General features: G+C 38.4%; 17 protein-coding genes. 9 read left to right on the forward strand and 8 right to left on the reverse strand.

What is annotated here, in order from left to right; translation table 11 throughout:
• Nucleotides 1-10: 10 nt before the first annotated feature.
• Nucleotides 11-2,734 carry a hypothetical protein gene (locus CBM24_RS07615; RefSeq protein WP_088160749.1) on the forward strand — a complete coding sequence of 908 codons (2,724 nt, stop codon included), beginning with the start codon at nucleotides 11-13 and terminating at the stop codon, nucleotides 2,732-2,734.
• A gap of 257 nt (nucleotides 2,735-2,991) precedes the next feature.
• Here CBM24_RS07615 and CBM24_RS07620 read toward each other — a convergent pair whose 3' ends face one another.
• Nucleotides 2,992-3,573, reverse strand: coding sequence for a thymidine kinase (locus tag CBM24_RS07620; RefSeq protein WP_075991734.1), 582 nt, complete (start codon nucleotides 3,571-3,573; stop codon nucleotides 2,992-2,994).
• A gap of 234 nt (nucleotides 3,574-3,807) precedes the next feature.
• Between CBM24_RS07620 and CBM24_RS07625 the strand changes: the two genes are divergently transcribed.
• Entirely contained in the window at nucleotides 3,808-4,854 is a 1,047-nt protein-coding gene (locus CBM24_RS07625) for a hypothetical protein (RefSeq protein WP_088160750.1), read from the forward strand.
• 68 nt (nucleotides 4,855-4,922) lie between these two features.
• On the opposite strand, the gene CBM24_RS07630 is transcribed toward CBM24_RS07625, so the two are convergent.
• The gene (locus CBM24_RS07630; protein ID WP_088160751.1) at nucleotides 4,923-5,549 is read right to left on the reverse strand and encodes a hypothetical protein; all 627 of its coding nucleotides are present in this window, start codon (nucleotides 5,547-5,549) and stop codon (nucleotides 4,923-4,925) included.
• A 184-nt stretch (nucleotides 5,550-5,733) separates the two neighbouring features.
• On the opposite strand from CBM24_RS07630, the gene CBM24_RS07635 reads away from it, so the two are divergent.
• Entirely contained in the window at nucleotides 5,734-6,048 is a 315-nt protein-coding gene (locus tag CBM24_RS07635; RefSeq protein ID WP_088160752.1) for a YbaB/EbfC family nucleoid-associated protein, read from the forward strand.
• Between the two features lie 10 nt (nucleotides 6,049-6,058).
• A complete protein-coding gene (locus tag CBM24_RS07640; protein ID WP_075991738.1) occupies nucleotides 6,059-6,742 on the forward strand; it encodes a metal-dependent hydrolase in 684 nt (227 codons plus the stop codon).
• An 80-nt stretch (nucleotides 6,743-6,822) separates the two neighbouring features.
• Here the strand turns inward: CBM24_RS07640 and CBM24_RS07645 are convergent, their stop codons facing one another.
• The 3 genes from CBM24_RS07645 to CBM24_RS07655 all read right to left on the reverse strand — a co-directional run bounded on the left by CBM24_RS07645 (nucleotide 6,823) and on the right by CBM24_RS07655 (nucleotide 10,896).
• Nucleotides 6,823-7,641 (reverse strand): UDP-2,3-diacylglucosamine diphosphatase, encoded by an 819-nt coding sequence (locus CBM24_RS07645; protein ID WP_046671898.1) that lies wholly within the window; start codon nucleotides 7,639-7,641, stop codon nucleotides 6,823-6,825.
• Between the two features lie 422 nt (nucleotides 7,642-8,063).
• Nucleotides 8,064-8,927 carry an N-acetylglucosamine kinase gene (locus tag CBM24_RS07650; protein WP_046671899.1) on the reverse strand — a complete coding sequence of 288 codons (864 nt, stop codon included), beginning with the start codon at nucleotides 8,925-8,927 and terminating at the stop codon, nucleotides 8,064-8,066.
• A gap of 241 nt (nucleotides 8,928-9,168) precedes the next feature.
• Nucleotides 9,169-10,896, reverse strand: a complete 1,728-nt coding sequence (locus CBM24_RS07655) for an MFS transporter (RefSeq protein WP_088160753.1) — start codon at nucleotides 10,894-10,896, stop codon at nucleotides 9,169-9,171.
• 302 nt (nucleotides 10,897-11,198) lie between these two features.
• Between CBM24_RS07655 and rho the strand changes: the two genes are divergently transcribed.
• Together rho and pssA are read left to right on the forward strand one after the other, a co-directional pair.
• The gene (gene rho, locus CBM24_RS07660) at nucleotides 11,199-12,698 is read left to right on the forward strand and encodes a transcription termination factor Rho (protein ID WP_088163487.1); all 1,500 of its coding nucleotides are present in this window, start codon (nucleotides 11,199-11,201) and stop codon (nucleotides 12,696-12,698) included.
• 74 nt (nucleotides 12,699-12,772) lie between these two features.
• Nucleotides 12,773-13,459: a CDP-diacylglycerol--serine O-phosphatidyltransferase gene (gene pssA / locus CBM24_RS07665; protein ID WP_088160754.1), complete on the forward strand. Its 687-nt coding sequence runs from the start codon at nucleotides 12,773-12,775 to the stop codon at nucleotides 13,457-13,459.
• Here the strand turns inward: pssA and CBM24_RS07670 are convergent.
• Together CBM24_RS07670 and folK are read right to left on the reverse strand one after the other, a co-directional pair.
• Nucleotides 13,456-13,800, reverse strand: a complete 345-nt coding sequence (locus CBM24_RS07670) for an Hpt domain-containing protein (RefSeq protein WP_088160755.1) — start codon at nucleotides 13,798-13,800, stop codon at nucleotides 13,456-13,458. The genes pssA and CBM24_RS07670 overlap by 4 nt on opposite strands.
• Nucleotides 13,781-14,284, reverse strand: a complete 504-nt coding sequence (gene folK / locus CBM24_RS07675) for a 2-amino-4-hydroxy-6-hydroxymethyldihydropteridine diphosphokinase (RefSeq protein ID WP_088160756.1) — start codon at nucleotides 14,282-14,284, stop codon at nucleotides 13,781-13,783. The genes CBM24_RS07670 and folK overlap by 20 nt, the downstream gene beginning before the upstream one ends.
• 242 nt (nucleotides 14,285-14,526) lie before the next feature.
• Between folK and sppA the strand changes: the two genes are divergently transcribed.
• The 3 genes from sppA to CBM24_RS07690 all read left to right on the forward strand — a co-directional run bounded on the left by sppA (nucleotide 14,527) and on the right by CBM24_RS07690 (nucleotide 18,736).
• Nucleotides 14,527-16,293 (forward strand): signal peptide peptidase SppA, encoded by a 1,767-nt coding sequence (gene sppA / locus CBM24_RS07680; protein ID WP_088160757.1) that lies wholly within the window; start codon nucleotides 14,527-14,529, stop codon nucleotides 16,291-16,293.
• Between the two features lie 216 nt (nucleotides 16,294-16,509).
• Nucleotides 16,510-17,700: a phosphoglycerate kinase gene (locus CBM24_RS07685; RefSeq protein ID WP_088160758.1), complete on the forward strand. Its 1,191-nt coding sequence runs from the start codon at nucleotides 16,510-16,512 to the stop codon at nucleotides 17,698-17,700.
• 181 nt (nucleotides 17,701-17,881) lie between these two features.
• The gene (locus CBM24_RS07690) at nucleotides 17,882-18,736 is read left to right on the forward strand and encodes an endonuclease/exonuclease/phosphatase family protein (RefSeq protein WP_088160759.1); all 855 of its coding nucleotides are present in this window, start codon (nucleotides 17,882-17,884) and stop codon (nucleotides 18,734-18,736) included.
• Here CBM24_RS07690 and CBM24_RS07695 read toward each other — a convergent pair.
• On the reverse strand, nucleotides 18,733-21,543 hold the full coding sequence (locus tag CBM24_RS07695; RefSeq protein ID WP_232475716.1) for a hypothetical protein: 2,811 nt from the start codon (nucleotides 21,541-21,543) through the stop codon (nucleotides 18,733-18,735). The two genes, CBM24_RS07690 and CBM24_RS07695, sit on opposite strands and share 4 nt — an antisense overlap.
• Between the last annotated feature and the right edge of the window lie 479 nt (nucleotides 21,544-22,022).

Genomic DNA, 22,022 nt, shown 5'->3' on the forward strand with positions numbered 1-22,022 from the left:
AAGACTTTCAATGAAGCACATAAAACTATTGACTTTATCGATAGGACTGTTAGGAATGGGGACGACTTATGCCCAGACTACACCTACGTTGCCTATTAATACGATCGTAGAACGAGTTCAGAAATATTTTCAGGTCTACCCAGTTGAAAAGGTACATTTACATTTCGATAAACCATATTATGCGGTGGGGGATACCCTCTGGTTTTCGACCTATTTATCCCGCAATTTGGCCGAATATGAGCCGAGTAAAATAGCTTATGTGGAAGTACTGAACAGTCGTGATTCCCTGATTCAGACACTAAAAATTCCATTGGATAAAGGGGTAGGAAATGGGCAGATTGTACTTGATCCTCAATTTATGTCGCAGGACAATTATCGATTTAGAGGTTACACAAAATGGATGGCCAACTTTGATAATGCCTACTTCTTTAATAAAGTGGTGCCAATCGGTGATGTTATCAATAAGAAATTGATTACAAACATTGAATTTCAAAATAATATTGGTGGCAATAAAACCCAAGCTGTCATACAGTTCCGCGATCGTACGGGAAAACCGATGATCAATTCAAAAATCAATTGGGAGTTTGTCTCGGGATGGGAAACGTTCGACAAGGGTAAAGGTGAGACGGATGGTCTAGGGAAAGTAACGATAAATTTGTCTGCAAAGGAAAAAGCAAATTTGGAGAAAGGACAACTGAAGATTAGCATTCAGGAGAATAAAAATGAAAAACCTTTGTCTAGTTCTTTCTTGCTCAAAAATGCCTTGTGGGATGCAGACGTGCAATTCTTTCCTGAAGGGGGAGATATTATCGCCGGATTGGCAAAAAAAGTGGCATTTAAAGCTCTCGGATCCGATGGGAAGGGGCTAAAGGTAAAAGGAAGTATTTTAGATTCAAAGGGCAAGTCTGTAGCGGAGTTTGCGGACTTCGGAACTGGAATGGGCTATTTTTCTCTCCTGCCGCTCGCGGGGGAAAATTATCAAGCTGTTGTGAAGTTTGAGAATGGACAGGAACGCAAATACAAATTGCCGGCTGTTGTCAATGACAAGGCAAATGTTGTTTTTGTAAAACAGGATGCCACGAATGCTGAGTTTGCCGTGGTAACCAGTGAAGAGAATTTTTCAAAAAACCAGGGGCAATCCTATTATGTTTTGGTGCAGTCGAATGGTCATCTCTGTTTTGGCGCGCAGGTGAATTTAAAATCTTCATCAGCATTGGTCAATATTCCGAAAGAGCGTTTACCAAATGGTATTGTCCAGGTAACCTTATTGAGTCCGGACGGAAAGCCTATCAGTGAGCGCTTGGCATTTGTTCAAAGCGAAAAACTTTTAAATATTCAGGTTACCAGCGATAAGCAAAGTTATAAGGCTAAAGACTTGGTCAATCTTAAACTTGCTGTAGACAACAATGGGCAGAAGTTCCCGGGAAGCTATTCAGTAGCTGTAATAGACGAATCCAAAGTTCCTTATAATGATCAGGCAGATCTATCGATTGTGAGCAACTTTTTGTTGACTTCGGACCTCAAAGGAAATGTAGAGAACCCAAATTCATATTTTGATGAAAAAAATCCCAACCGGGATAAGGCTTTAGATGCTTTATTAATGACGCAGGGCTATCGTCGATTTGACTACCCGACGCTTATATCGGAGAAGTTGCCGCAGATCAGTTTTCTTCCTGAGCAAGGAATCGAATTGTCCGGTATACTCCGGATGAATACGGGACGTCCTTATCCAAATGGTGGGTTACTTTTATCGGTGCCTTCCCGTAATATTAAGAAGGATGTTTATACGGATCAAAATGGACGATTCACATTTAAAGATCTTGTGTTCCCGGATTCGTCCAAAGTAACGGTTAATGCTCGGTCGAATGACAATTACCGAAGCTTGGTTATTAATATGGACCAGAGCTTTTACCCTGAGATCGATAAGAATAATGGCTATAAGAGTTATTTTGTACCTAATATAGACCAGGCTTTTGCTCCTTATTTGGCGAATAGCCGAAAAGAATATCGAAAATCGATTCTCTTGGATGAGGTCGAAGTGACGGCTGTAGTGAAGAAAGTAATCACCAATAAAGATTTTCCTTCTATTTCGGGGCTGTCCATGCCTGAACACCGTATTGAACCCGAACGTTTGACCGGTTGTAACGTGTTGACCATGTGTCTTCAAACGGTATTGACGGGCATTACCTATGATCCACAGACATTGAAATATTATGTTTCTCGTGATTATAATGCGGGTGGGCGTACACCTGTTCAATTCTTTCTGAACGGTATGGCTATTGATGAGCCCGGATTGAATAGCATCAATGTCGCGGATATCGAAGGTATCGAAATCTTCTTACGTGATGAATTGGGTACAGTCTCCAGAATGTATCAAAATAATGGTGTTGTGTCAATCTATACGAAGAAAGTGGAAGCGAAGAAACCACGGATGTCATTGAGTGAGATTGAAAGCTTATTGCCTAAATCAAATGTAATCGATATGTATCCATTGGGGTATATTAAAGAGCGGAAGTTCTATGTTCCAAAATATGATACGCCGGAAAGAAAGGCTGCAAACGATTTGAGAACGACCATTTACTGGAATCCGAAAGTCTCGATCACAGAGACCGGGGAGGCTGCCATTCAGTTTTATAATGCCGACGGAAATGGAAATTACAAGGTAATCGTCGAGGGAATGGATCAAACCGGGAATATCGGCCGTAAGGTAATAAACTACGGTGTTCAACCTTAGGCTTTGTATATAGGAGTTCATCAAAAAAAGAACGCTGTTCTCAGTCAAAGAGAGCAGCGTTCTTTTTTTTGTTAAAAAAAACACCTCCTTGATGGGCAAGGAGGTGCTAACTAACCAATTATAAACCTAAATTATGAAAAGTATTTTGTCGCTATTAATAGCGCTAATCTTCTTATTTATAAAGTATATTTCAAATCCTATGCCAAATAGTTTTTACAGCACTTTTGGCAGATTTTTAGTTGACTTTTTTGATCAGGCTACTTATTCAAGTGGAAATAACAGGGTCTACAACGTGGTTCATAAGCGTCTTTTTCACCTAAAAGTACGGTTTCCGTATCCTTGGTCAGGCGATAGGAATAATTCGCTGGCGCGCCACATTGCATGCAAACCGCATGTACTTTCGTAACGTGTTCGGCTACTGCCATTAGATTGGGAATTGGGCCAAATGGTTGCCCTTGAAAATCCATATCGAGCCCGGCAACAATTACCCGGATACCACTATTTGCCAATTTGACACACACCTCTGTCAAACCGTCATCAAAAAATTGTGCCTCATCGATTCCGACAACTTGGGTAGATGAACTCAAAAGTAGGATCGCTGAAGAATGATCAACGGGTGTTGACGGGATGCTATTACTATCGTGAGAAACGACCAACTTTTCATCGTATCGTTTGTCAACAGATGGTTTAAAGATTTCGACATTCAAACGCGCATATTGTGCTCGTTTTAGCCTGCGAATCAATTCTTCTGTCTTGCCTGAGAACATCGAGCCACAGACAATTTCAATGCTACCATATTGAGCGGGGCGCAAAGCCAAATTATGTTCGGAAAAAAGCATTTGATTAATTTAATTTTGTCGGAAGGTCTGCAAATAAGGTGATTTTTGTAAAATGACCTCCCATTATATTCTGTTTTTGACACTGCTAATATCAGAATTAAATATTAAATTTGGGTAGCAAAAAAGTGAACGTAAATCCAAATATTTCTAAATCAAAGGATTGAGTTTTCCACTTTTCGGTCGGTTGAAGGTATAAGTATTATAAATGATTAATTGGTGATTTCAAATAGAACTATGGGTACTAAAGAGGAAATTTTTAATAAGATAGGCGATTTATTACAGGATTTAAATGGACAATATCTGATCTTGTCAGAGCAGGGTAGTTTGTCCGAAATTAACGAATTAGTAACACTGGAAGCGAAAGCTCAGGCTGTAGCGGCTTACATAACTTTACTCAAGACCAAGGCTGTTCTTCAGGAAGGTCAATCGCAGCATGCTTTAAGTAATGCAGCCTTGGACAGTAAGAAGATTGCTTTCAACGATTATTTTACCCCACCTTCGACCATTAGAACATCAGCGCAGCAAGTTGTTGCTGAACAGCCCCAAAAAGAGGTTCAAGAAGCTCAACCAGTTGAAGATTTCAGCCGTGAAAATGAAGAAGCGATCGTGGAGGAAAAAGAGACCCCATTTGTCTTTGAAAGTGAACCTGTAAAATCGAAAGAGCCAGAAACTCCATTTGTTTCTGAAAGTGAACCTTTACAATCGGAAGAGCCTAGTCCTGAAATTGTTGAACCTGTTGCACCTCCAGTTGCTGCAATTCCCCCTGTTTTTGCAGCTGCCCCAGTGGAGGAATTAGCTTATCAGGCAGAAGAGGAAGCTACTACACAAGTCGAAGAACCGACTGTCTTCGTTACAGAAGTAATCGAAGAACCAAAAGAGGTGGTTATTGAACAGCCGCAAGAAGTTCTTATTCAGGAGGAAATCAATACGGTCATTGAGGAAGCTCCAGCGAGACCATTGACCTTAAATGAAATTATCTCTCAACAGAAACAAGCTGGCGTACAGAATCGTGTTTATCAGGTGAATCAATCTGGACAGAGCGATAAACTCACGGATATTAAAGCAGGGATAAGTTTAAATGATAAGCTCTTATTTATTAAGGATTTGTTTAATGGGTATAGTTTAGCATATAGTGAGGCTGTTGAGTTATTGAATAGGTTTACAAGCTACGCGGAAGCGGATGCATTTTTGCAGACAAATTATGCGATTAAAAATAAATGGGCAGATAAACCGCATACCGTTGAAAAATTATACGATGTCCTGCGCAGAAGATATAACTAGAATTATAAAACATAAAAAACAGCTCTCGTTCTACCGGAGCTGTTTTTTTATGCCTATATTTTGGTTCTTTAGCTTAGTTGAAATTGTAGCCAATCGTTCCCTTCATGACCATAAACGAAATACTTTGGTTGAAGAATTTCGGCTAAGGATTCGAGTTCGCTCAAATAATTGTATCCGGGAATTTGTGCAAATTGTTCACTGGTCATAATAAAGACCTGATCAAGCTCGATAGCTTTGGATGAAGCGATAGCTGCCGTATTCAACAATTGTGGAATTTGGATAAATGTCTGTTCCCCATTGCCGATGACGATGATTTTATCGGCATCATGTTTTGTCGTAACTGGAATACCACCTGCAATTTTTATGGCTTCCTGCAGATAGGCAGAACGGTTTATTTCAAGGGGCTGTATTTGGTCCAGCACCAGTACTTTGGGCCTGTCAGTGGCCGAAATAAACTTAAGCTTGTGGATTAGAATACTTGTTTCGTCTTCAATTTTTTCAACCAGTTCAACTGTTTTATCGATGGCATCGAGATCAGTCCCGATACGTTTGATATAGGAGATCATATCATCGATGTCGACAAGTTGAGGGCGATCTGAAATCAATGTGTCGTAGGTTTCAGCTGGAATAGCTGCCGGATTTAGGTCCAACTGGTCCAAAATATGGGCGACTAGTTTTTCTTGATTGCTTTGCATGGTGCAAAAATACAAAACCTTCCTGACTTCGAAGACACCAAGCGCAATGAAAGCGAACTGAAGGTTCTTTCTGGTCAATAAGACCAGTCACTTTCAGAAAAAAAGGAGGCATTGGCGAAAGTAAATTAGCAATAGTAGGTATGCGCAGATTTTTGTAAATTGGCCTGAAATAAATGATATAAATATGTTTGACAAATTATTTCAAGCCCAGCAAAAGGCGGAGGAAATCAAGAAAAGATTGGATTCAATTTCTGTGTCTGGTGAAGTGGAAGGTGGTTTAATCCGTGTGGTAGCGACAGCAAACAAAGAGATAAAAGAGGTTACCATCGCCCCTGTATTTTTATCAAACGCAGATAAGGAAGAATTGGAGGAGTTACTTGTGGTTGCTCTGAATAAGGCAATTGCTCAAGCTGAGAATATCAGCCAGGCAGAAATGCAGGCAGCAAGCAAGGATATGTTGGGTGGACTAGGAGGACTAGGCGGATTATTTAATCAATAGCGATATTATCATGAAAGCAACTTATTACGGACAATCATGTGTGGAGTTTGATTTTGACGGAACGAAGGTTCTTTTAGATCCATTTGTTACATATAATCCACTTGCAAAAGAAATCGATGTAAATACAATTAAACCGGATTATATCTTTTTAAGTCATGGGCATCAGGACCATGTGGCAGATATGGCGACGATTCAAAAAAACAGCGGTGCCACTGTTTTAGCGATTGTTGAAACTGCAGGCTGGGTGAGAAGACAGGGAGTACCTGATGATAAAGTTATCGAGTTTAACTTGGGCGGAACGGTTCAACTACCTTTTGGTTCGGTAAAGATGGTGTATGCCGCACATACCAATAGTACACCTGATGGTCAATACGGTGGGTTTCCTGTAGGTTTTGTCTTTAATGTAAAAGGCAAGCGAATTTATTTTGCTGGAGACACTGCGTTAACCATGGAAATGAAATTGCTGGCAGACATGAAGCTGGATTGGGCATTTTTGCCTATTGGTGGGCATTATACAATGGATGTGGATGATGCAATTAAAGCCGCTGAATTTGTGAATTGTGCTCGGGTAGTTGGTATCCATTACGATTCATTTCCGCCGATAACGATCGATAAACAACAAGCTTTGGATAAATTCCAAAATGAGGATATTTCATTGTCATTGCCGGAAATCGGTTCGACATTTGAGTTATAACCAATACAACAAAAAGCCGAGCTAGCTCGGCTTTTTGTTGTATTGGTTTCTTGATTTTATGCAGATCTGCGTTGTGTTCATTAAGATATGACAATCTTTTTAAGATCTTCCAGGCTGAAAAGAGGGATATCGATGATTTTATTCTTCAGGATTTGTTCTTTGTTTTCTTCAAAATAGAAGAGCTTCCATTCCCCATTTTTATATTCTAAACTACTGAGGTTTTCAATCCAGTCCCCTGAGTTCATATAGGTGCAGGTTCCTTTTCGCGTTATAACTTCTTTGATTTGAGGTTGATGGATGTGTCCACAGATAACGAAATCGTAATTTTTTTCGATCGCTAGTTCAGTCGCTGTATGTTCAAAATCCGATATATACTTGACAGCCTTTTTAACCGAGTTTTTGATCTTTTTAGAAAGAGAATATTTCTCCTTACCCATTTTATCTAGGCAGTAATTAATGATATTATTGAGCTGTATAAGTTTGTCATAGCCCCAGCCACCCAACTTGGCCAACCATTTAGAATGATGAATGGATGCGTCGAAAACGTCCCCATGAAAGATCCATACTTTTTGATTATTGAGTGAGAGAAGTAGTTTATTGCTCAGCTTGATATTACCTAATTTTAGATCGGTAAATTTGCGCAGCATTTCATCGTGGTTGCCCGTGATGTAATGCACTTCTGTGCCCGAAGAGCTCATGTCAATGATTTTTTTGATGACTTTGAGATGTTCCTGTGGGAAATAACTTTTTTTAAATTGCCAAATGTCTACGATGTCTCCATTGAGTATCAGTATTTTGGGAGATACGGACTCTAGGTAAAGTAAAAGCTCTTTAGCTCTACTACCGTAGGTACCTAGGTGTAAATCTGAGATTACAAGTATATCAAGGCTTCTTTTCATTTGCAATAAATTTTTTTATTCATCTATGTCTACAAAGATGTTTCGACCTTTGTTGATTTTGTTGTTTGTCCCGCTGTTGAGGACTATAGTTCACCTTCCACGGCTTTGCCTGAAATGAATCGATCATGAGCGGTCTATTTTACCGTTTTTTGTATTATTGTATGCCACGATTTTTCATTCAATAAATCTGTTATCTTCTTTTACAAAAAAAAGATACTTTTATTTTGTACCGATGAAATTCCTGTTATTAAATCATTAAAATGTCTTGTAAAACGGTATGAATTAGTTTATTGGAAATTAATATTAGCGGGGATTTTCATTGAGGAGAAGACCATAAGGTCAAGAGAGTGGGGGAAGAGCAACAAAAAAAGGTATCCAATTTTATTGAATACCTTTCTTATGTTAAAGATTATTTTTCTTTTTTATTTGGCTGTTGCTGCCGCTCTATCGATGTGGAATTGTACTAAATCGTCGATAGGAGAACGTAAGATCTTACCTACTTTCATTCCATATTGCTCAGCTTTTTCAGCTAATACATTTCTGAAATTATAACCTACCGAACCGATACAGTTGAAAGTATAGCTTTGATAATTAGGGTATTTGCTAACAAGATTTCTGAAAAATGCTTCAAAAGCTTCATCAACGATATTACGTGTATATTCGATATTTACATTGTTGTCATAGACAAATTTGCTAAAGCTAGCACAGAAACGATTTGGCATAGGTTTAGTATAAACCGCGTCCATAATTTCGTCTTTTGTCATTTTATACGTGTTATAGAATACTTCTTTAACATCTTTAGGCATCAAATTACGAACATAGTCTGCCAATAATTTTTTACCAATATAACTACCAGAACCTTCATCACCTAAAATGTAAGCACCTGAGTCGATGTTTAATGTGATTTCTTTGCCGTCATAGAGACAAGAGTTTGTGCCTGTTCCTAAGATCGCAGCAAATCCGGCTTGAGTTCCTAATAATGCTCTTGCTGCTGCAAGAAGATCGTGCCCTACTTCAACTTCAGCTGTAGTAAATACTTGTTTTAATGCATCAACTACAATTTGTGCTTTTTCCTTGTTATGAACACCTGCACCATAATAGTTTACTTCTGAGATTTTTTCAAAAGGTAAATCTTGCGGTAGTCCTTTTTTTAGGGAGTTTACAATGTATTCACTATCAACAAAATAAGGGTTGTATCCTTCTGTGTTGAAGTAGATTTTTTTATTCGAATCGTCTAACAAACACCAGTTTGTTTTTGTTGATCCCCCGTCAGCAATGATTATCATTATTGAGTAGTTTTAATTGTGTTTATCGTTATAAAATGAGTAATCAATTCATTAATCAATTCCCCGAAAATACATTTTTTAATTTTAAATATCATAATTTATCCGCGTATTTTTCAAAAAATAAATTTTTGTCCTTTGGTGACTATATAAAAAAACTGGCCTAACGATGTTGTTAAGCCAGTTTTTGAGCTGTGTAATAAAATTGTTTAAATAGTGTACTATTTACAATTAGTGAGGGGTATTAATGCCCCCCTTCAGCCTCTATTTCGTCAATATTGATTCCCTGTTTGGTTAATATTCCCCTAACAAATATCGCAAAGAAAACAATATAAGAAAACCCAATCAAAGGTAAAATATAGGAGTTATGAATGCCGATGACATCTGCTAATTTTCCTTGAATCGGAGGAAGTACGCCACCACCAAGAATCATCATGACAAGAAATGCCGAACCTTGAGCGGTATATTTACCTAAACCTACAATCGATAAACTGAAAATCGAGGACCACATAATTGAGCATGCAAGTCCTCCCGACAAGAAGGCATAAATTGCTACAGTGCCAGACGATAATAAGCCAATTATCATGGCAATGATTGCAAATAGACCAAAAGTGATTAATGTACGAGCTGGTTTTTCTTTACTGATGTAAAATGCTATAATCTGAAGTACAATACATGCTACATAATAGTATAAGTGAGACATTTCAAATCCTGCAAGTGTATTGACGCCAATAATAATCGAAAATGCGATTAAAGGTACAATAATCAACAATGTCTTTTTCGTAGATTTACTTAAGTTAAATGCAGTAATTGCACCAGCCCAACGTCCGATCATCATACTGCCCCAATACATAGATACATAAGGTGTAATCTCCGATGATTGCAGATTGCCGAATTCTTTCAACGTTAATAATTCACCTAAATTGCTACCAATAGCTACTTCAACACCAACGTATATAAATAGGGCGAGCATACCCAATACTAATTGGGGGTATTTCATTGCACCCCAACCTTCCGGATTTTTTTTAGCACTTTTATTAGAAAATAATAAGCCGCCAATAACTACAACTAAAGCACCGCCAAGCCAAAGCATGCGTTGCATTTCTAGGGGTTGAGAAACTTCTTTAATATGTAATTTGAGTTGATCGATCTGAACCTGATCCGTTAAACTTGATACCTGTTGGTGTAATTGTTCAATATGTAAAGCCAAGTCACTCTTATAACTCAAGAAAACAGGAGCAAACATGCCAAACAACAAGATGGTCATAATGATCAATGTGCGTAATGCCTTATTGGCTTTTTCCATTGGCTCATCACTGATTCCAGCTGGGACCTTTTTGCTAAAGTTGAATAAAGCAGCTGCTAAAAGAAACAATAAACCAACTCCAACATAAAGATATACAACCTTGTTTAATGGAAGATTGGCAATTTCTGAATCTGAAACAGGTTCGAATGTGCCGAATAAAGAGAAACCTATGATCAAGGGGCCTATTGTAGAACCGAATGAGTTAATACCGCCACCTAGGTTGACGCGGGAAGCACCCGTTTTTGGATCACCCAATAAAACGGCAAATGGATTTGCTGCAGTCTGTTGTAATGAAAAACCAAGAGCTACAACGAATAATCCCAATAGCATACCAACATACAAGTTTACTTCGACAGCAACAATCATGGCTGCTGCACCCAAGGCCGAGAAAAGTAAACCGTAAACGATACTCTTTTTATATCCCCATTTTCCAACCAGGTCCTTTCCTCCGATTGAACTGAAAATAAATAGTAACAATGCACCAATATAATAGGCTGTATAAAAAGCAAAGTCTATTAACTGGGATTGAAACTGGTCTAAATGAAAGTAATTTTTGCAGAACGGTATAAAAACACTGTTCCCTGCCGCAATGAACCCCCAAAAGAAAAACACAATAATCAATGTGTAGAGTGCGGGGTAATTGGTTTTAGTTTGTTGCTGTTCCATATAAGGGATCTAAAAACTTAAATTTTGAAAGGTACGAACTTATGAAAAAAATATAAAATTCAATCTAAAAATGTTGTTAAATCGTTTTACTAGCTACAATAGTAAATATTTTTTTTGAAATATTTTGAAATAACAAAATTTGTTTTTTTCTTTGTCTAGGTTCTCAATATTTAATCCACTTCGGGTTTAAAAGAAATCATTAAGTTCTTCATCACATTTAATCATGGAAACTTGTTTAAGTGTGTAATCAGAATTCAGAAAAAAGCTCAAAAAAAAATCCAAAAATCATACACAACACATTAATGGATATTAACGAATTAAACGCTAAACTCGTATCGGAATTGCGCGAGATTGCTAAGTTGATCGGTATCGCAGATGCTGATAAATTGCGTAAACAAGAATTAATCGAAAGAATTAGCAATACCGGTGGGGAAGAGGAAGCAGTTCCAGCGCCAGCTGAAAAAGCAGCTAAAGTAGAGGATGATAATCAGGAACATGCTGAACGTACACGTAAACGTGTGCGGACCGTAAAGACTGCGGAACCTGTCACGGTAAGAAAACGTGAAGTTTCTGAGCATGACGAAACCCCGGTTGCAACCGAAGACGCACCATCAGCAGATAAAGGTCCCCAACCTGAAAAAGCAACACAAACTCCTAAAGCAGAAAACACTTCTTCAAGTACAGATTTCGATAATGTGATCGTTAATGAGGGTGTATTGGAGATTATGCCTGATGGTTACGGCTTCTTACGTTCATCAGATTACAACTATTTGACTTCTCCTGATGATATTTATGTATCCCAATCTCAGATCAAATTATTTGGTTTGAAAACGGGAGATACGGTACGTGGTTGTATCCGCCCACCTAAAGAGGGTGAAAAATACTTCCCTTTGGTACGGGTTGAGGCTATCAATGGACAAAATCCTGCTGAGGTTCGTGACCGTGTGCCATTTGATTATTTGACACCATTGTTCCCTGATGAGCGTTTAAATTTGGATATGGGCGTTGGAAATTACTCTACGCGCATCATGGATTTATTTACGCCTATAGGTAAAGGTCAACGTGGATTAATCGTTGCTCAACCGAAAACGGGTAAAACAAACTTGTTGAAAGAGGTTGCAAATGCTATTGCAAAGAATCACCCAGAAGTTTATTTGATTATCTTATTAATCGATGAGCGTCCTGAGGAGGTTACTGATATGGCGAGAAGTGTGCGTGCTGAAGTTGTTTCTTCAACATTTGATGAGCCGGCTGACCGCCACGTGAAAATCGCTAATATTGTGCTTGAGAAAGCTAAACGTATGGTAGAGTGTGGACATGATGTCGTTATTTTGTTAGACTCAATCACAAGATTGGCTCGTGCATATAACACAGTTGCGCCTGCGTCTGGTAAAATTTTGTCAGGGGGTGTGGACGCTAACGCTTTACATAAACCAAAACGTTTCTTTGGTGCTGCCCGGAATATCGAAAACGGTGGTTCATTGACAATTTTAGCAACAGCATTAACAGATACAGGTTCTAAAATGGATGAAGTTATCTTTGAAGAATTCAAAGGTACAGGTAATATGGAATTACAGTTGGATCGTAAGTTGGCTAACAAACGTATCTTCCCTGCGATCGATATCACAGCTTCCAGTACACGTCGTGATGATCTATTGACAGACAAAGAAACATTACAACGTATTTGGGTACTTCGTAACCACTTATCTGATATGAATTCTACAGAGGCCATGGAATTTTTACAAGGTCAATTGCGTGGAACTAAATCAAATGAAGAATTTTTGATCAGTATGAATGGGTAATCCCATCAAATTTTGATATTTTAGCCATCATTTTAATCGAATGATGGCTTTTTTTATAAAAATAGATCCTGTAAATGAAAAAACATATCCCAAATCTACTGACTTGCCTAAATTTATTTAGTGGCTGTATCGCTGTATTGATGGCATTGCAAGGCAATATTCAAGTGGTTACTATTTGTGTCTTTGCGTCCGGGATATTCGATTTTTTTGACGGAATGGTGGCAAGACTTCTTCATGTTAAATCACCAATCGGAAAAGAGCTTGATTCGTTGGCCGATATGGTCAGTTTCGGTTTTTTACCTGGGACAATCATGTTTACCTTATTGACAAAGGTATTTCCTGACGGCTCTCTGTTGCCTTATCTGGGCTATATCATTACTGTTTTCTCAGCCTTACGTTTAGCGAAGTTCAACCTGGATGAGCGTCAAACTTCTGATTTCATTGGTTTGAATACGCCAATGAATACATTTTATGTGCTTTCATTGCCTTATATCGCAGACAAGTACCCGCAATTGGTTTTAAATCCGATTGTATTAATCGTTAGTATTCTTCTAACCAGTTATCTTCTGGTGAGTGAAATTAGGTTGTTTTCGATGAAATTTAGTTCGATGGACTGGAAAACGAATAAGTTTCGCTTTATATTTTTGATCTTGACGTTGATCTTGTTTATTGTTGGTCAATTTATGGCTTTACCGATTATTTTAGTTCTATATTTCCTATTATCGGCATTGCATTTTAATAAAAAAAACGATCTTGTTTAGATCGTTTTTTCATATTGTTCCAATTCAAACAGGAGCTCTTTCATTTCGATATCTATAATATCAAAGGTGGCCTGAAGGCCCTCGAGAGACTCCTCATTTTTTGCATTGGTCTCTAATTCCTCAAATTTTTCTTTTAAGTGAAAGGCGCCGATATAGTCCATTGTCGGTTTGATATGATGGGCTGTATCACCAATCTTTTGAAGATCACCTTCAGCCAGCGCCTGTCGGAGCTTGTCGAGATCTACAGGTGTTTGAATAAGATACATGGATACAAATTGTTTGATTAATTCGTGGCTGTCAAACATGTTTTGGCGGATCAGTTCAATGTCGATATGGTTCATCGTCGCTAATTTTCTTTACAGGTAAGTCGTCTGTGCATTTATCCAATAAATATACGTTATTTTTTTTGTAAACGGGGTGGATATAACCCGGAGCTATTTCTACCAATGGTTCGAGTGTGAACCTCCGTTCGGCGATATAAGGGTGTGGAATCTGCAGTGAGGGCAAGTCGATGATTTCCCGGTTAAAGTAGAGTATGTCGATGTCAATTACTCTTTCACCCCATTTTTTTATACGGATACGTCCTAATTCCTGTTCGATATGTTGTGTTAGATCTAAGCATGCCAAAGGCTGTAACTCGGACGCTATTAAAACGACCTGATTCAAAAAGGCCGGTTGGTCTTCAACTCCCCAGGCCGCTGTTTCATAGATCGAAGAAACTTCAATAATTGCTCCAACATGTGTTTCAAGTTGTTTTCTTGCTAGATCAAGCTGTTGAAAACGATCTCCAAGGTTAGTGCCCAAAAGTATATAAATCTTATTCATAATGCTAAATTAAGCTTTTGTGGAACTTAGTTGTTTGAATTTCGGCTATTTCTTTGGATTTAGGGTATTCATGATCTTTGGATATGTAAGTTTTTTTTCAGGCTAGGCATCTTAATTTCGCGAATAAAATATGTTGTAGTTGAAATAAAAGACTGGGTGAATAAAAAATATTGCATTACCTTTAGTGAAAAATAGGTCTTTCTATTGGAAGATATCTTATGGATCGGATTTAATTACAAAATATGAAATCATTTTTTAAGTACGTACTGGCAACAATTACGGGGATTGTGATCTCTTTTGTTGTGTTGTTTATTGTTTTGATGGGAATTATTGGGGCGATCATCAGTTCGGCGTCCTCTGATCAGGAGATAGTTGTTAAAAGCAACTCGGTCTTATACCTATCTTTTGATTATGATATTACAGAGAGAAGTGAAGCAAATCCTTTGGGTAGTCTCAATCTTCCAGGTTATTCCACTAAAAATATTGGACTAGACGATATTTTAGCGAGGATCAAGTATGCAGCTACGGATGGGAATATTAAAGGGATCTATTTAGATGCTAGTCATATCGGTGTTGGTTTTGCGAGCTTAAAGGAATTAAGGGACGAACTTTTGGCCTTTAAGAAAACCGGGAAATTTGTTGTTGCTTATAATGCCGGGTATGACCAAAAGGCCTATTATGTAGCGAGCATTGCTGATAAAGTATATGTTAATCCACAAGGAACGATTGATTTTAGAGGTTTGGCAAGTTCTACGATGTTCTATAAGGACCTCTTGGATAAGGTTGGGGTAGAGATGCAGATTGTGAAGGTGGGTACATTTAAAAGTGCCGTTGAACCTTACTTTTTGAATAAAATGAGTGATCCCAATCGTTTGCAGGTAACATCATATTTGGGAAGTATATACAGTACTTTTATTAATGAAATAGCAGCGAGCAGAAATATTGCTGCGGATTCATTACGGGCTATAGCGAATGACTATCGTGTTCGGGATGCGGACGATGCGGTAAAATATAAGCTTGCGGATGCCAAGTTGTATAAAGACGAACTTTTGTCAGACTTGAGAAAACGTTTGAAAATTTCGGAAAAAGATGAAATATCGTTTGTTTCTCTACTGGATTATAATAAAAAGATAAAAGACGATGCGAGTGGATCTGAAGTCGCGGTTCTTTATGCTGCCGGAGAAATTGTTGACGGTGAGGGTACTGGACCTGGCCAAATCGGCGGTGATAAATTCTCCCGCGAACTACGAAAATTAAGAGAAGATGATGCGGTTAAAGCTGTTGTTTTGCGTGTTAATTCACCAGGTGGATCTGCTTTGGCTTCAGATATTATTTGGCGGGAGGTTATCTTGACCAAGAAAGTGAAGCCTGTCATTGTTTCCATGGGAGATTTAGCTGCATCAGGAGGGTATTATATCTCAGCGGCAGCGGATTCGATATTTGCCGAACCAACCACGATTACAGGATCTATTGGCGTATTTGGCGTGATTCCTAATTTCCAAAATCTGATGAACAATAAGATTGGAGTACATTACGATGGTGTAAAAACGGGTAAGTTTGCCGATTTGATGACTTCCTTTGATCGCCCGTTGACAGCAGAAGAAAGGGATATCATCCAGCGGGAAGTTGATAAAGTATATGGTACATTTACGAAAGTTGTTGCGGATGGCCGTAAATTATCCATTGCTGATGTTGATAGTATTGGGCAGGGAAGAGTTTGGACCGGTGCGCAAGGACTGAACAATAAATTGGTTGACCGTCTCGGAAACTTGGATGCCGCTATTCAGGCTGCCGCTAAAAAGGCCAACTTGAGCAAATACAAAGTGTCCCAGTATCCGGAGAAAGAGGATCCTTTTACCTCAATATTGAATAACTCAAAAGAAAAAGTCCAAGTTTGGCTTGCAAAAGAGCAAATGGGCGAATACTATCGTTATTTTGATGTCATGAAAAAAGCTACCGCACAGACGGGTGTGCAGGCGAGATTGCCTTATAGCGTTGAGATTCACTAGCAATTGATTCGCAAAGGGAGTCCAATCGTCGGATGGTTATAGATTATTATGATTTATGACGATAGAGGTAATTCTTACGTTGTGTGACGAGAAGTTCGATCCAAGGTAAGAATTGCCATTAATAAATAATTATTTCTAATGAAAGCAAATGCTTTTTTTTATATTTAGCTGTTCGTTTGACAAAACGACCTAATCCCAAATCAATAAAGTTACATAATGAAAACAGTAGACGATTTAAATTTTGCAGGTAAAAAAGCCTTGGTACGTGTGGATTTCAACGTGCCTTTGGATGAAAATTTCAATATTACGGATGATAATCGTATCCAGGGAGCGGCTCCAACAATAAAGAAGATTTTGAATGATGGTGGAAGCGTGATATTGATGTCCCACTTAGGAAGGCCAAAAGATGGTCCTACTGATAAGTATTCATTAAAACATATTGTTGCTCATCTTTCACAGGTTTTAGGTACTGATGTTCAGTTTGCCAATGACTGTATCGGTACAGAGGCTGTAGAAAAGGCTGCAGCTTTACAAGCTGGTCAGGTTTTATTGCTAGAAAACCTTCGCTTCTATAAAGAAGAAGAAAAGGGAGATGTTGAGTTTGCAGAAAAGTTGTCAAAATTAGGTGATATCTATGTAAACGATGCTTTCGGCACAGCGCACAGGGCTCATGCTTCGACAGCAATTGTTGCACAATTTTTCCCGGGAGCTAAATATAGCGGTTACTTGATGGCAGCAGAAGTTGGAAACGCAGAAAAAGTATTAAACAATCCGGTTAGACCTTTTACGGCTATTATGGGAGGTGCAAAAGTTTCTGATAAAATTCAGTTAATTGAGGCCTTATTGGATAAAGTTGATAATCTTTTGATCGGTGGAGGTATGGCTTATACATTCATCAAAGCTAGAGGTGGTGAAATTGGTCAATCATTGGTTGAAATTGATAAACTTGATTTAGCGAATGAGTTGGTGAAAAAAGCGAAGGAAAAAGGTGTAAACCTGGTTATTCCTACGGATGCTCAGATTGCAGATGCATTTTCAAACGATGCCAATGTGTATGATGGACCAAATGATAAAATTCCGGCAGATTTGCAAGGTCTTGATATCGGGCAGGAGTCTGCTGCAAATTTCGCAGCGATCATCAAGAATTCTAAAACAGTTCTTTGGAATGGTCCGATGGGTGTTTTTGAATTTGATACCTTTGCTAAGGGTACCAAAGCTGTTGCTGATGCTGTTGTGGAAGCAACGAAAAATGGTGCATTCTCTTTAATAGGGGGTGGTGATTCAGCTGCTGCGGTAAGTAAATTTGGTATGACTGAGGATGTAAGTTACGTCAGTACAGGTGGTGGTGCGCTTTTGGAATACATGGAAGGAAAAGTTCTTCCAGGTGTGAAGGCACTTGAAGATTAATATAAATCAAATTTTTAGAAAAGGGACAACGTTATGTTGTCCCTTTTTTATTAAAAAAGATCTGTGTTATGTACTAAACTATTGATGTAATGTCAGATTAAATCAATTATCTGTTAAATGTTTGTGTAGTACTGGTGAGTTTTTATTGTATTTGCTAAATTTATCATGACATGGGTTATATATGCAGATATTGATGGATGCTAATAAGAGTAAAGAAAAAGGTAGTTCTGGTTTTTTTTCGGTACTGACGTATAATGTAGCGGGCTTGCCCGGGATTATTTCTTCTGCGATTACAGGCAGAAGTAGAAGTATTGCTGAAATTGGAAAGAAGATCAATCCTTTTGATATTGTTAATGTACAGGAGGATTTCAATTATAATAGAAGTTTATATTGGGGCGGGAATTTACATCCATATCGCACAAGAACCAAAGGGCGTGTTCCCTTTGGTGATGGTCTCAATACCTTGTCTCATTTTCCAATGACCGATGTTGTTCGCGTACCCTGGAAGAAACGTACGGGAGCAGATTTTCTAACACCGAAAGGCTTTACCCTAGTTCAGATAGAAATCGTTCCTGAAGTCTGGTTGGATGTTTATAACGTTCATGCGAACGCACAGAATAGCAGGAAAGCTTCGAGTGCACGTCGGGATAATCTCAATCAGCTACGTGATTATATCGGAGAGCATTCGAGCGATAAGCCACTTATAGTAATGGGCGATTTTAATGCACATTATAGTTTTTGTGATGATAATCTGCATGATTTTATGGATTCCACAACATTGGTTGACAGCTGGGTTGAGCTCGAAAATGGAGGCTTAGTACCAGAGGTGCGGCATGAGTTTAAGCCTCCACATATGTTGTCTATCGGCAATCAGAGCGAATCTATCGATAAGATTCTTTACCGGAGCAGCAGTCACCTAAGTCTTACTGCCCGGGATTATAACATAGAAAATAATCTATTCACTAATATTAAAGGGCTGCCCTTGTCGGATCATTATGCTTTGGCACTGAATTTTAACTGGGCGATTCATCCTTAATAGGTGTAGTTTAAACTGAATGTTGGAACTATACGTTGCGTTGTCGTGTTGTCATTGATATAGGTGCCTTTAACGACGAATTCGAAGTCTGGAAGTGGGTATCTGAAAGCATTGAAATCAAGCGATAGATAGGCCCCAAAACTTTTTGGTGAAATCTCCCTGTGTTTGTGTATGTTTTGATAATCGGCAAATATTCCACCTTTTACACGTTTAATATAAGCTAAGGATCCTAATCCAAGGTCGGGATAAGCTATGGGGAAGCGATAGTTAACCAATACTGTGTTTTTTATTTTTTCATATTTGTAGTAGCTAAATCCACTCACTAAAGGGATGTCGTTGATATATTGATAAATTCCTGATCCTGTTTGGGCGCTCAGTCTGATTTGAAAGCCGTGATTGCTCATGAATCCAGGTAGATAAAATACTGTTCGTGCCGATAGAATTTCACCTTTTGCATTGTTTTCGAAGGGGGTATGCCGATAGGTGACGCTAAAATTTTGCCCCCATCTTGGGTAGAGATCCATGCTGGCCATACGCGCATTGCGATTGAGGTAAAGCTGGTATGTTAATGGAAATGCAGTCTCGTAATTAAAGTTTTTGACATCTGTTCGGCTAAGATCATAGCGCCTTAGATAAGCTGTTGCCAGGTTGAACCCAGTGGAATAGACGTAGTCTCTTCTGTAAAAGGAGAGTGGGATGGAGATCTGTGACGATATATAATGCTCGCGCCAGTCGAAACGGATGCTACTGTCCGGTTTATTAGGGATGCTTGCTGCTGCGATTTGCCCTCTGTTTTCATAACGTAGTGAGAATTTTGGGAAGTACTTGTTGTAGGTCAGTTCTGCCGAATATACTCCTTTTCGGATGTCGGTATCATATTCATATCCCAGTGCAATTTGTGTGGTATTTAAGATGTTGTTTGATAACCAGAAGACTCCGGGTTTAAAATTGTCGAAGCTTTCAAAATTGCTGCTACTTAGCGAAAGACTATGGAAATTAAACGTTCTACCTAGTCCACGATAGGGAACAATTTGGTAGTGCTGACTAGTATCTACTGAGACTGAAGCGATATTTTTTACGCTGTCTTTCATTAGTGCTGTGCTATAGTAATGCGAAAAATAATCTGTTTCGGGACGGATATCAAATGTTGTGTCTATGGATGTTTGGGCGATTTTGTAGCCATTGTATTGGTAATCGTTGAAGAATAATTGCCTTGTGTCCTTGTCGTAAAAAGGGTTGAACGCGCCAAACTGTGCCTTTGTCAGCAGCTGTTTTTTACCAGATAAGAGATCAATAGTGTAGATATTATCGATACCATTGAAGTTAGCTTTTGTGATAATCTTCATACCTGAAAGGTATTGCGGTCTTTCATATTGTTGGTTACCCCATGGTGTCAGGTTGGTGATTTTGTTATTATTCAGGTCAATTTCACATAATGCGGTTCCATATTGGGATAATCGTATACCTATTATTTTATCTCCTTGGGGGTTGAAAGCTGGGTGTTGGAGCTGTTCGGCATTACCTATTTTAATCCGTTTGATGATACTGTTGTTTTTAAGGTTTATAAGCGTCAGATAGCTGTCGTTGGATAAATCTACCTCAACACAGGCGATGGTTTCGTCTAGTGGGCTAAAAATAGGTGAATAATATCTCGTCTGTTTGCTGAGCTGGTTAATTTTCCCTGTTTTGAGATTCATGATATTGATGACGCTGTATGTTCTCTTGTTGAAACGCGGATCTTTATGCAGCTCATCCCATAAGATGTAATTGCTGTTTACGTCAAAATGTGGCGTCAACTGTATGCCGGTTTTGACGAGCCTATTTTCTGTGTTTGTTGCCGTATCATAGGTGTAAATTGCATTGGTCTTTTGTGGATTCTGTTTAATAAAATAGATCAGACCGTTCTTGTGTTTCGGCAATAAATTACTGTTGTAATAATTGTTGTTTTTTTTGTTTATTTCTGTGTACTTCTGGTATTGATAATCGCTTGTTTTTTTATTCCATATGGCATCTAAATTTGCTATTGTTTTCTTGTATAAATAGGCACTATTTCCACCTATTTTTTTCTTTAAAACGCGATTGATATTATAGGGGTATAGCGGTTTTTTGTTAAGCTCTGAAAAGAGGTCGGCTTCATAATTCGAGGGTAATTCTGATTTTAAAGTGGAGGTCATCAGATAGCCGATTGTATAGTAACTCGGGACAATATCTTTATAGGATCCCAGTAAATATTTATTAAAACTATAGTTGTGATTCGATTGAAAGTTTGCTTTGATTGGCATTTCAAAAGCGGGTAATCTTCCTCTTCCTCCCTCCGAATATATCGTTTCTGTTAGCGTTGCATCCCCTTCGAAATACCAAGAAGGGACGGTCAGTCCATAGTAGGCTAGGGCTAATTGTTCAAAAAATGGAGCGCGTAGTTTGCCTGTCAATTTGTCAAATTGACTTACGTGTCTTGACTCATGCAGGATCAAATTGGGTAGCCAGGTCTGATTGTCTGGCTCTGCTCCGGCGGTGCTGTACAGTTCAGATTTACGTGGAGACAACTGTACAAAACCATTCGTTTGTAGATTCGTGTTATGGATAATGAATGGAATTTTCCGTGGTGTTATTTTGTAGTTTCTAGAAGTTGTACGCAGCGATCGGTTAACCTGGTCAGCTAGGGTAGGGGCCTTGCTCTTCATTTCTTCGGGGAAAATAAGTTGAAAATTCTTCGTTTCAATCTTATACCATTTTTGGCTTAAAGGGGCTTGGCTGTCTTCAAAAAATTGAGCCGAACTTTTTTGTGAATATATTATTAATGACAATAATGATAATGTATTGATAATTATGTTTTTATGTCTCATTAATTTCTGTATATCGTGTGTTTGCTATTTTTTTTAGTTTTATTATTCCTGTTTATATGAATTTTAGGTTCTGTTTTAAATTGTTTTTTCTTTGAATATTAGGTCTTTATGTTTTTTATGTTTTGCTTTTTTTATCCTGTTTTTTCTTTAAAATAACCTGATAATAATGGGTTGTTCTGAAAAAATGCGCTATATTGAACAGGTTAAAGCATACGGCGAATATACTTAAATAATTGGCGATTCTAAGACTGTGTTTGGAAAATTTGTTTGCTTTTTTTGTATAAAAATCTGACGACCGTGGGTTGTTGCTTTTGGGGGCGCTGTTGGTGAGTTGGGTGTCGTCTGATTTATTTTATTCGATAAAAAAATGGATCGGTGATTAGACGATAAATTTCGTCGTCTTTCTTTTGTCTAGACCTGTTGAAGTTATTGGCGAGAAC

This window comes from Sphingobacterium sp. G1-14, assembly GCF_002196555.1.
GTDB lineage: Bacteria > Bacteroidota > Bacteroidia > Sphingobacteriales > Sphingobacteriaceae > Sphingobacterium > Sphingobacterium siyangense.

Excerpts from the sequence above, each read along its gene's own strand:
- CBM24_RS07640 (WP_075991738.1), top strand. The coding sequence starts at position 6,059 with ATGAAAGCAACTTATTACGGACAATCATGTGTGGAGTTTGATTTTGAC.
- CBM24_RS07685 (WP_088160758.1), top strand. The coding sequence starts at position 16,510 with ATGAAAACAGTAGACGATTTAAATTTTGCAGGTAAAAAAGCCTTGGTA.
- CBM24_RS07625 (WP_088160750.1), top strand. The coding sequence starts at position 3,808 with ATGGGTACTAAAGAGGAAATTTTTAATAAGATAGGCGATTTATTACAG.
- pssA (WP_088160754.1), top strand. The coding sequence starts at position 12,773 with ATGAAAAAACATATCCCAAATCTACTGACTTGCCTAAATTTATTTAGT.
- CBM24_RS07635 (WP_088160752.1), top strand. The coding sequence starts at position 5,734 with ATGTTTGACAAATTATTTCAAGCCCAGCAAAAGGCGGAGGAAATCAAG.
- CBM24_RS07670 (WP_088160755.1), bottom strand. The coding sequence starts at position 13,800 with ATGAACCATATCGACATTGAACTGATCCGCCAAAACATGTTTGACAGC.
- CBM24_RS07645 (WP_046671898.1), bottom strand. The coding sequence starts at position 7,641 with ATGAAAAGAAGCCTTGATATACTTGTAATCTCAGATTTACACCTAGGT.
- CBM24_RS07620 (WP_075991734.1), bottom strand. The coding sequence starts at position 3,573 with ATGCTTTTTTCCGAACATAATTTGGCTTTGCGCCCCGCTCAATATGGT.
- sppA (WP_088160757.1), top strand. The coding sequence starts at position 14,527 with ATGAAATCATTTTTTAAGTACGTACTGGCAACAATTACGGGGATTGTG.
- CBM24_RS07650 (WP_046671899.1), bottom strand. The coding sequence starts at position 8,927 with ATGATAATCATTGCTGACGGGGGATCAACAAAAACAAACTGGTGTTTG.
- CBM24_RS07690 (WP_088160759.1), top strand. The coding sequence starts at position 17,882 with ATGCAGATATTGATGGATGCTAATAAGAGTAAAGAAAAAGGTAGTTCT.
- CBM24_RS07630 (WP_088160751.1), bottom strand. The coding sequence starts at position 5,549 with ATGCAAAGCAATCAAGAAAAACTAGTCGCCCATATTTTGGACCAGTTG.
- CBM24_RS07615 (WP_088160749.1), top strand. The coding sequence starts at position 11 with ATGAAGCACATAAAACTATTGACTTTATCGATAGGACTGTTAGGAATG.
- rho (WP_088163487.1), top strand. The coding sequence starts at position 11,199 with ATGGATATTAACGAATTAAACGCTAAACTCGTATCGGAATTGCGCGAG.
- CBM24_RS07655 (WP_088160753.1), bottom strand. The coding sequence starts at position 10,896 with ATGGAACAGCAACAAACTAAAACCAATTACCCCGCACTCTACACATTG.
- folK (WP_088160756.1), bottom strand. The coding sequence starts at position 14,284 with ATGAATAAGATTTATATACTTTTGGGCACTAACCTTGGAGATCGTTTT.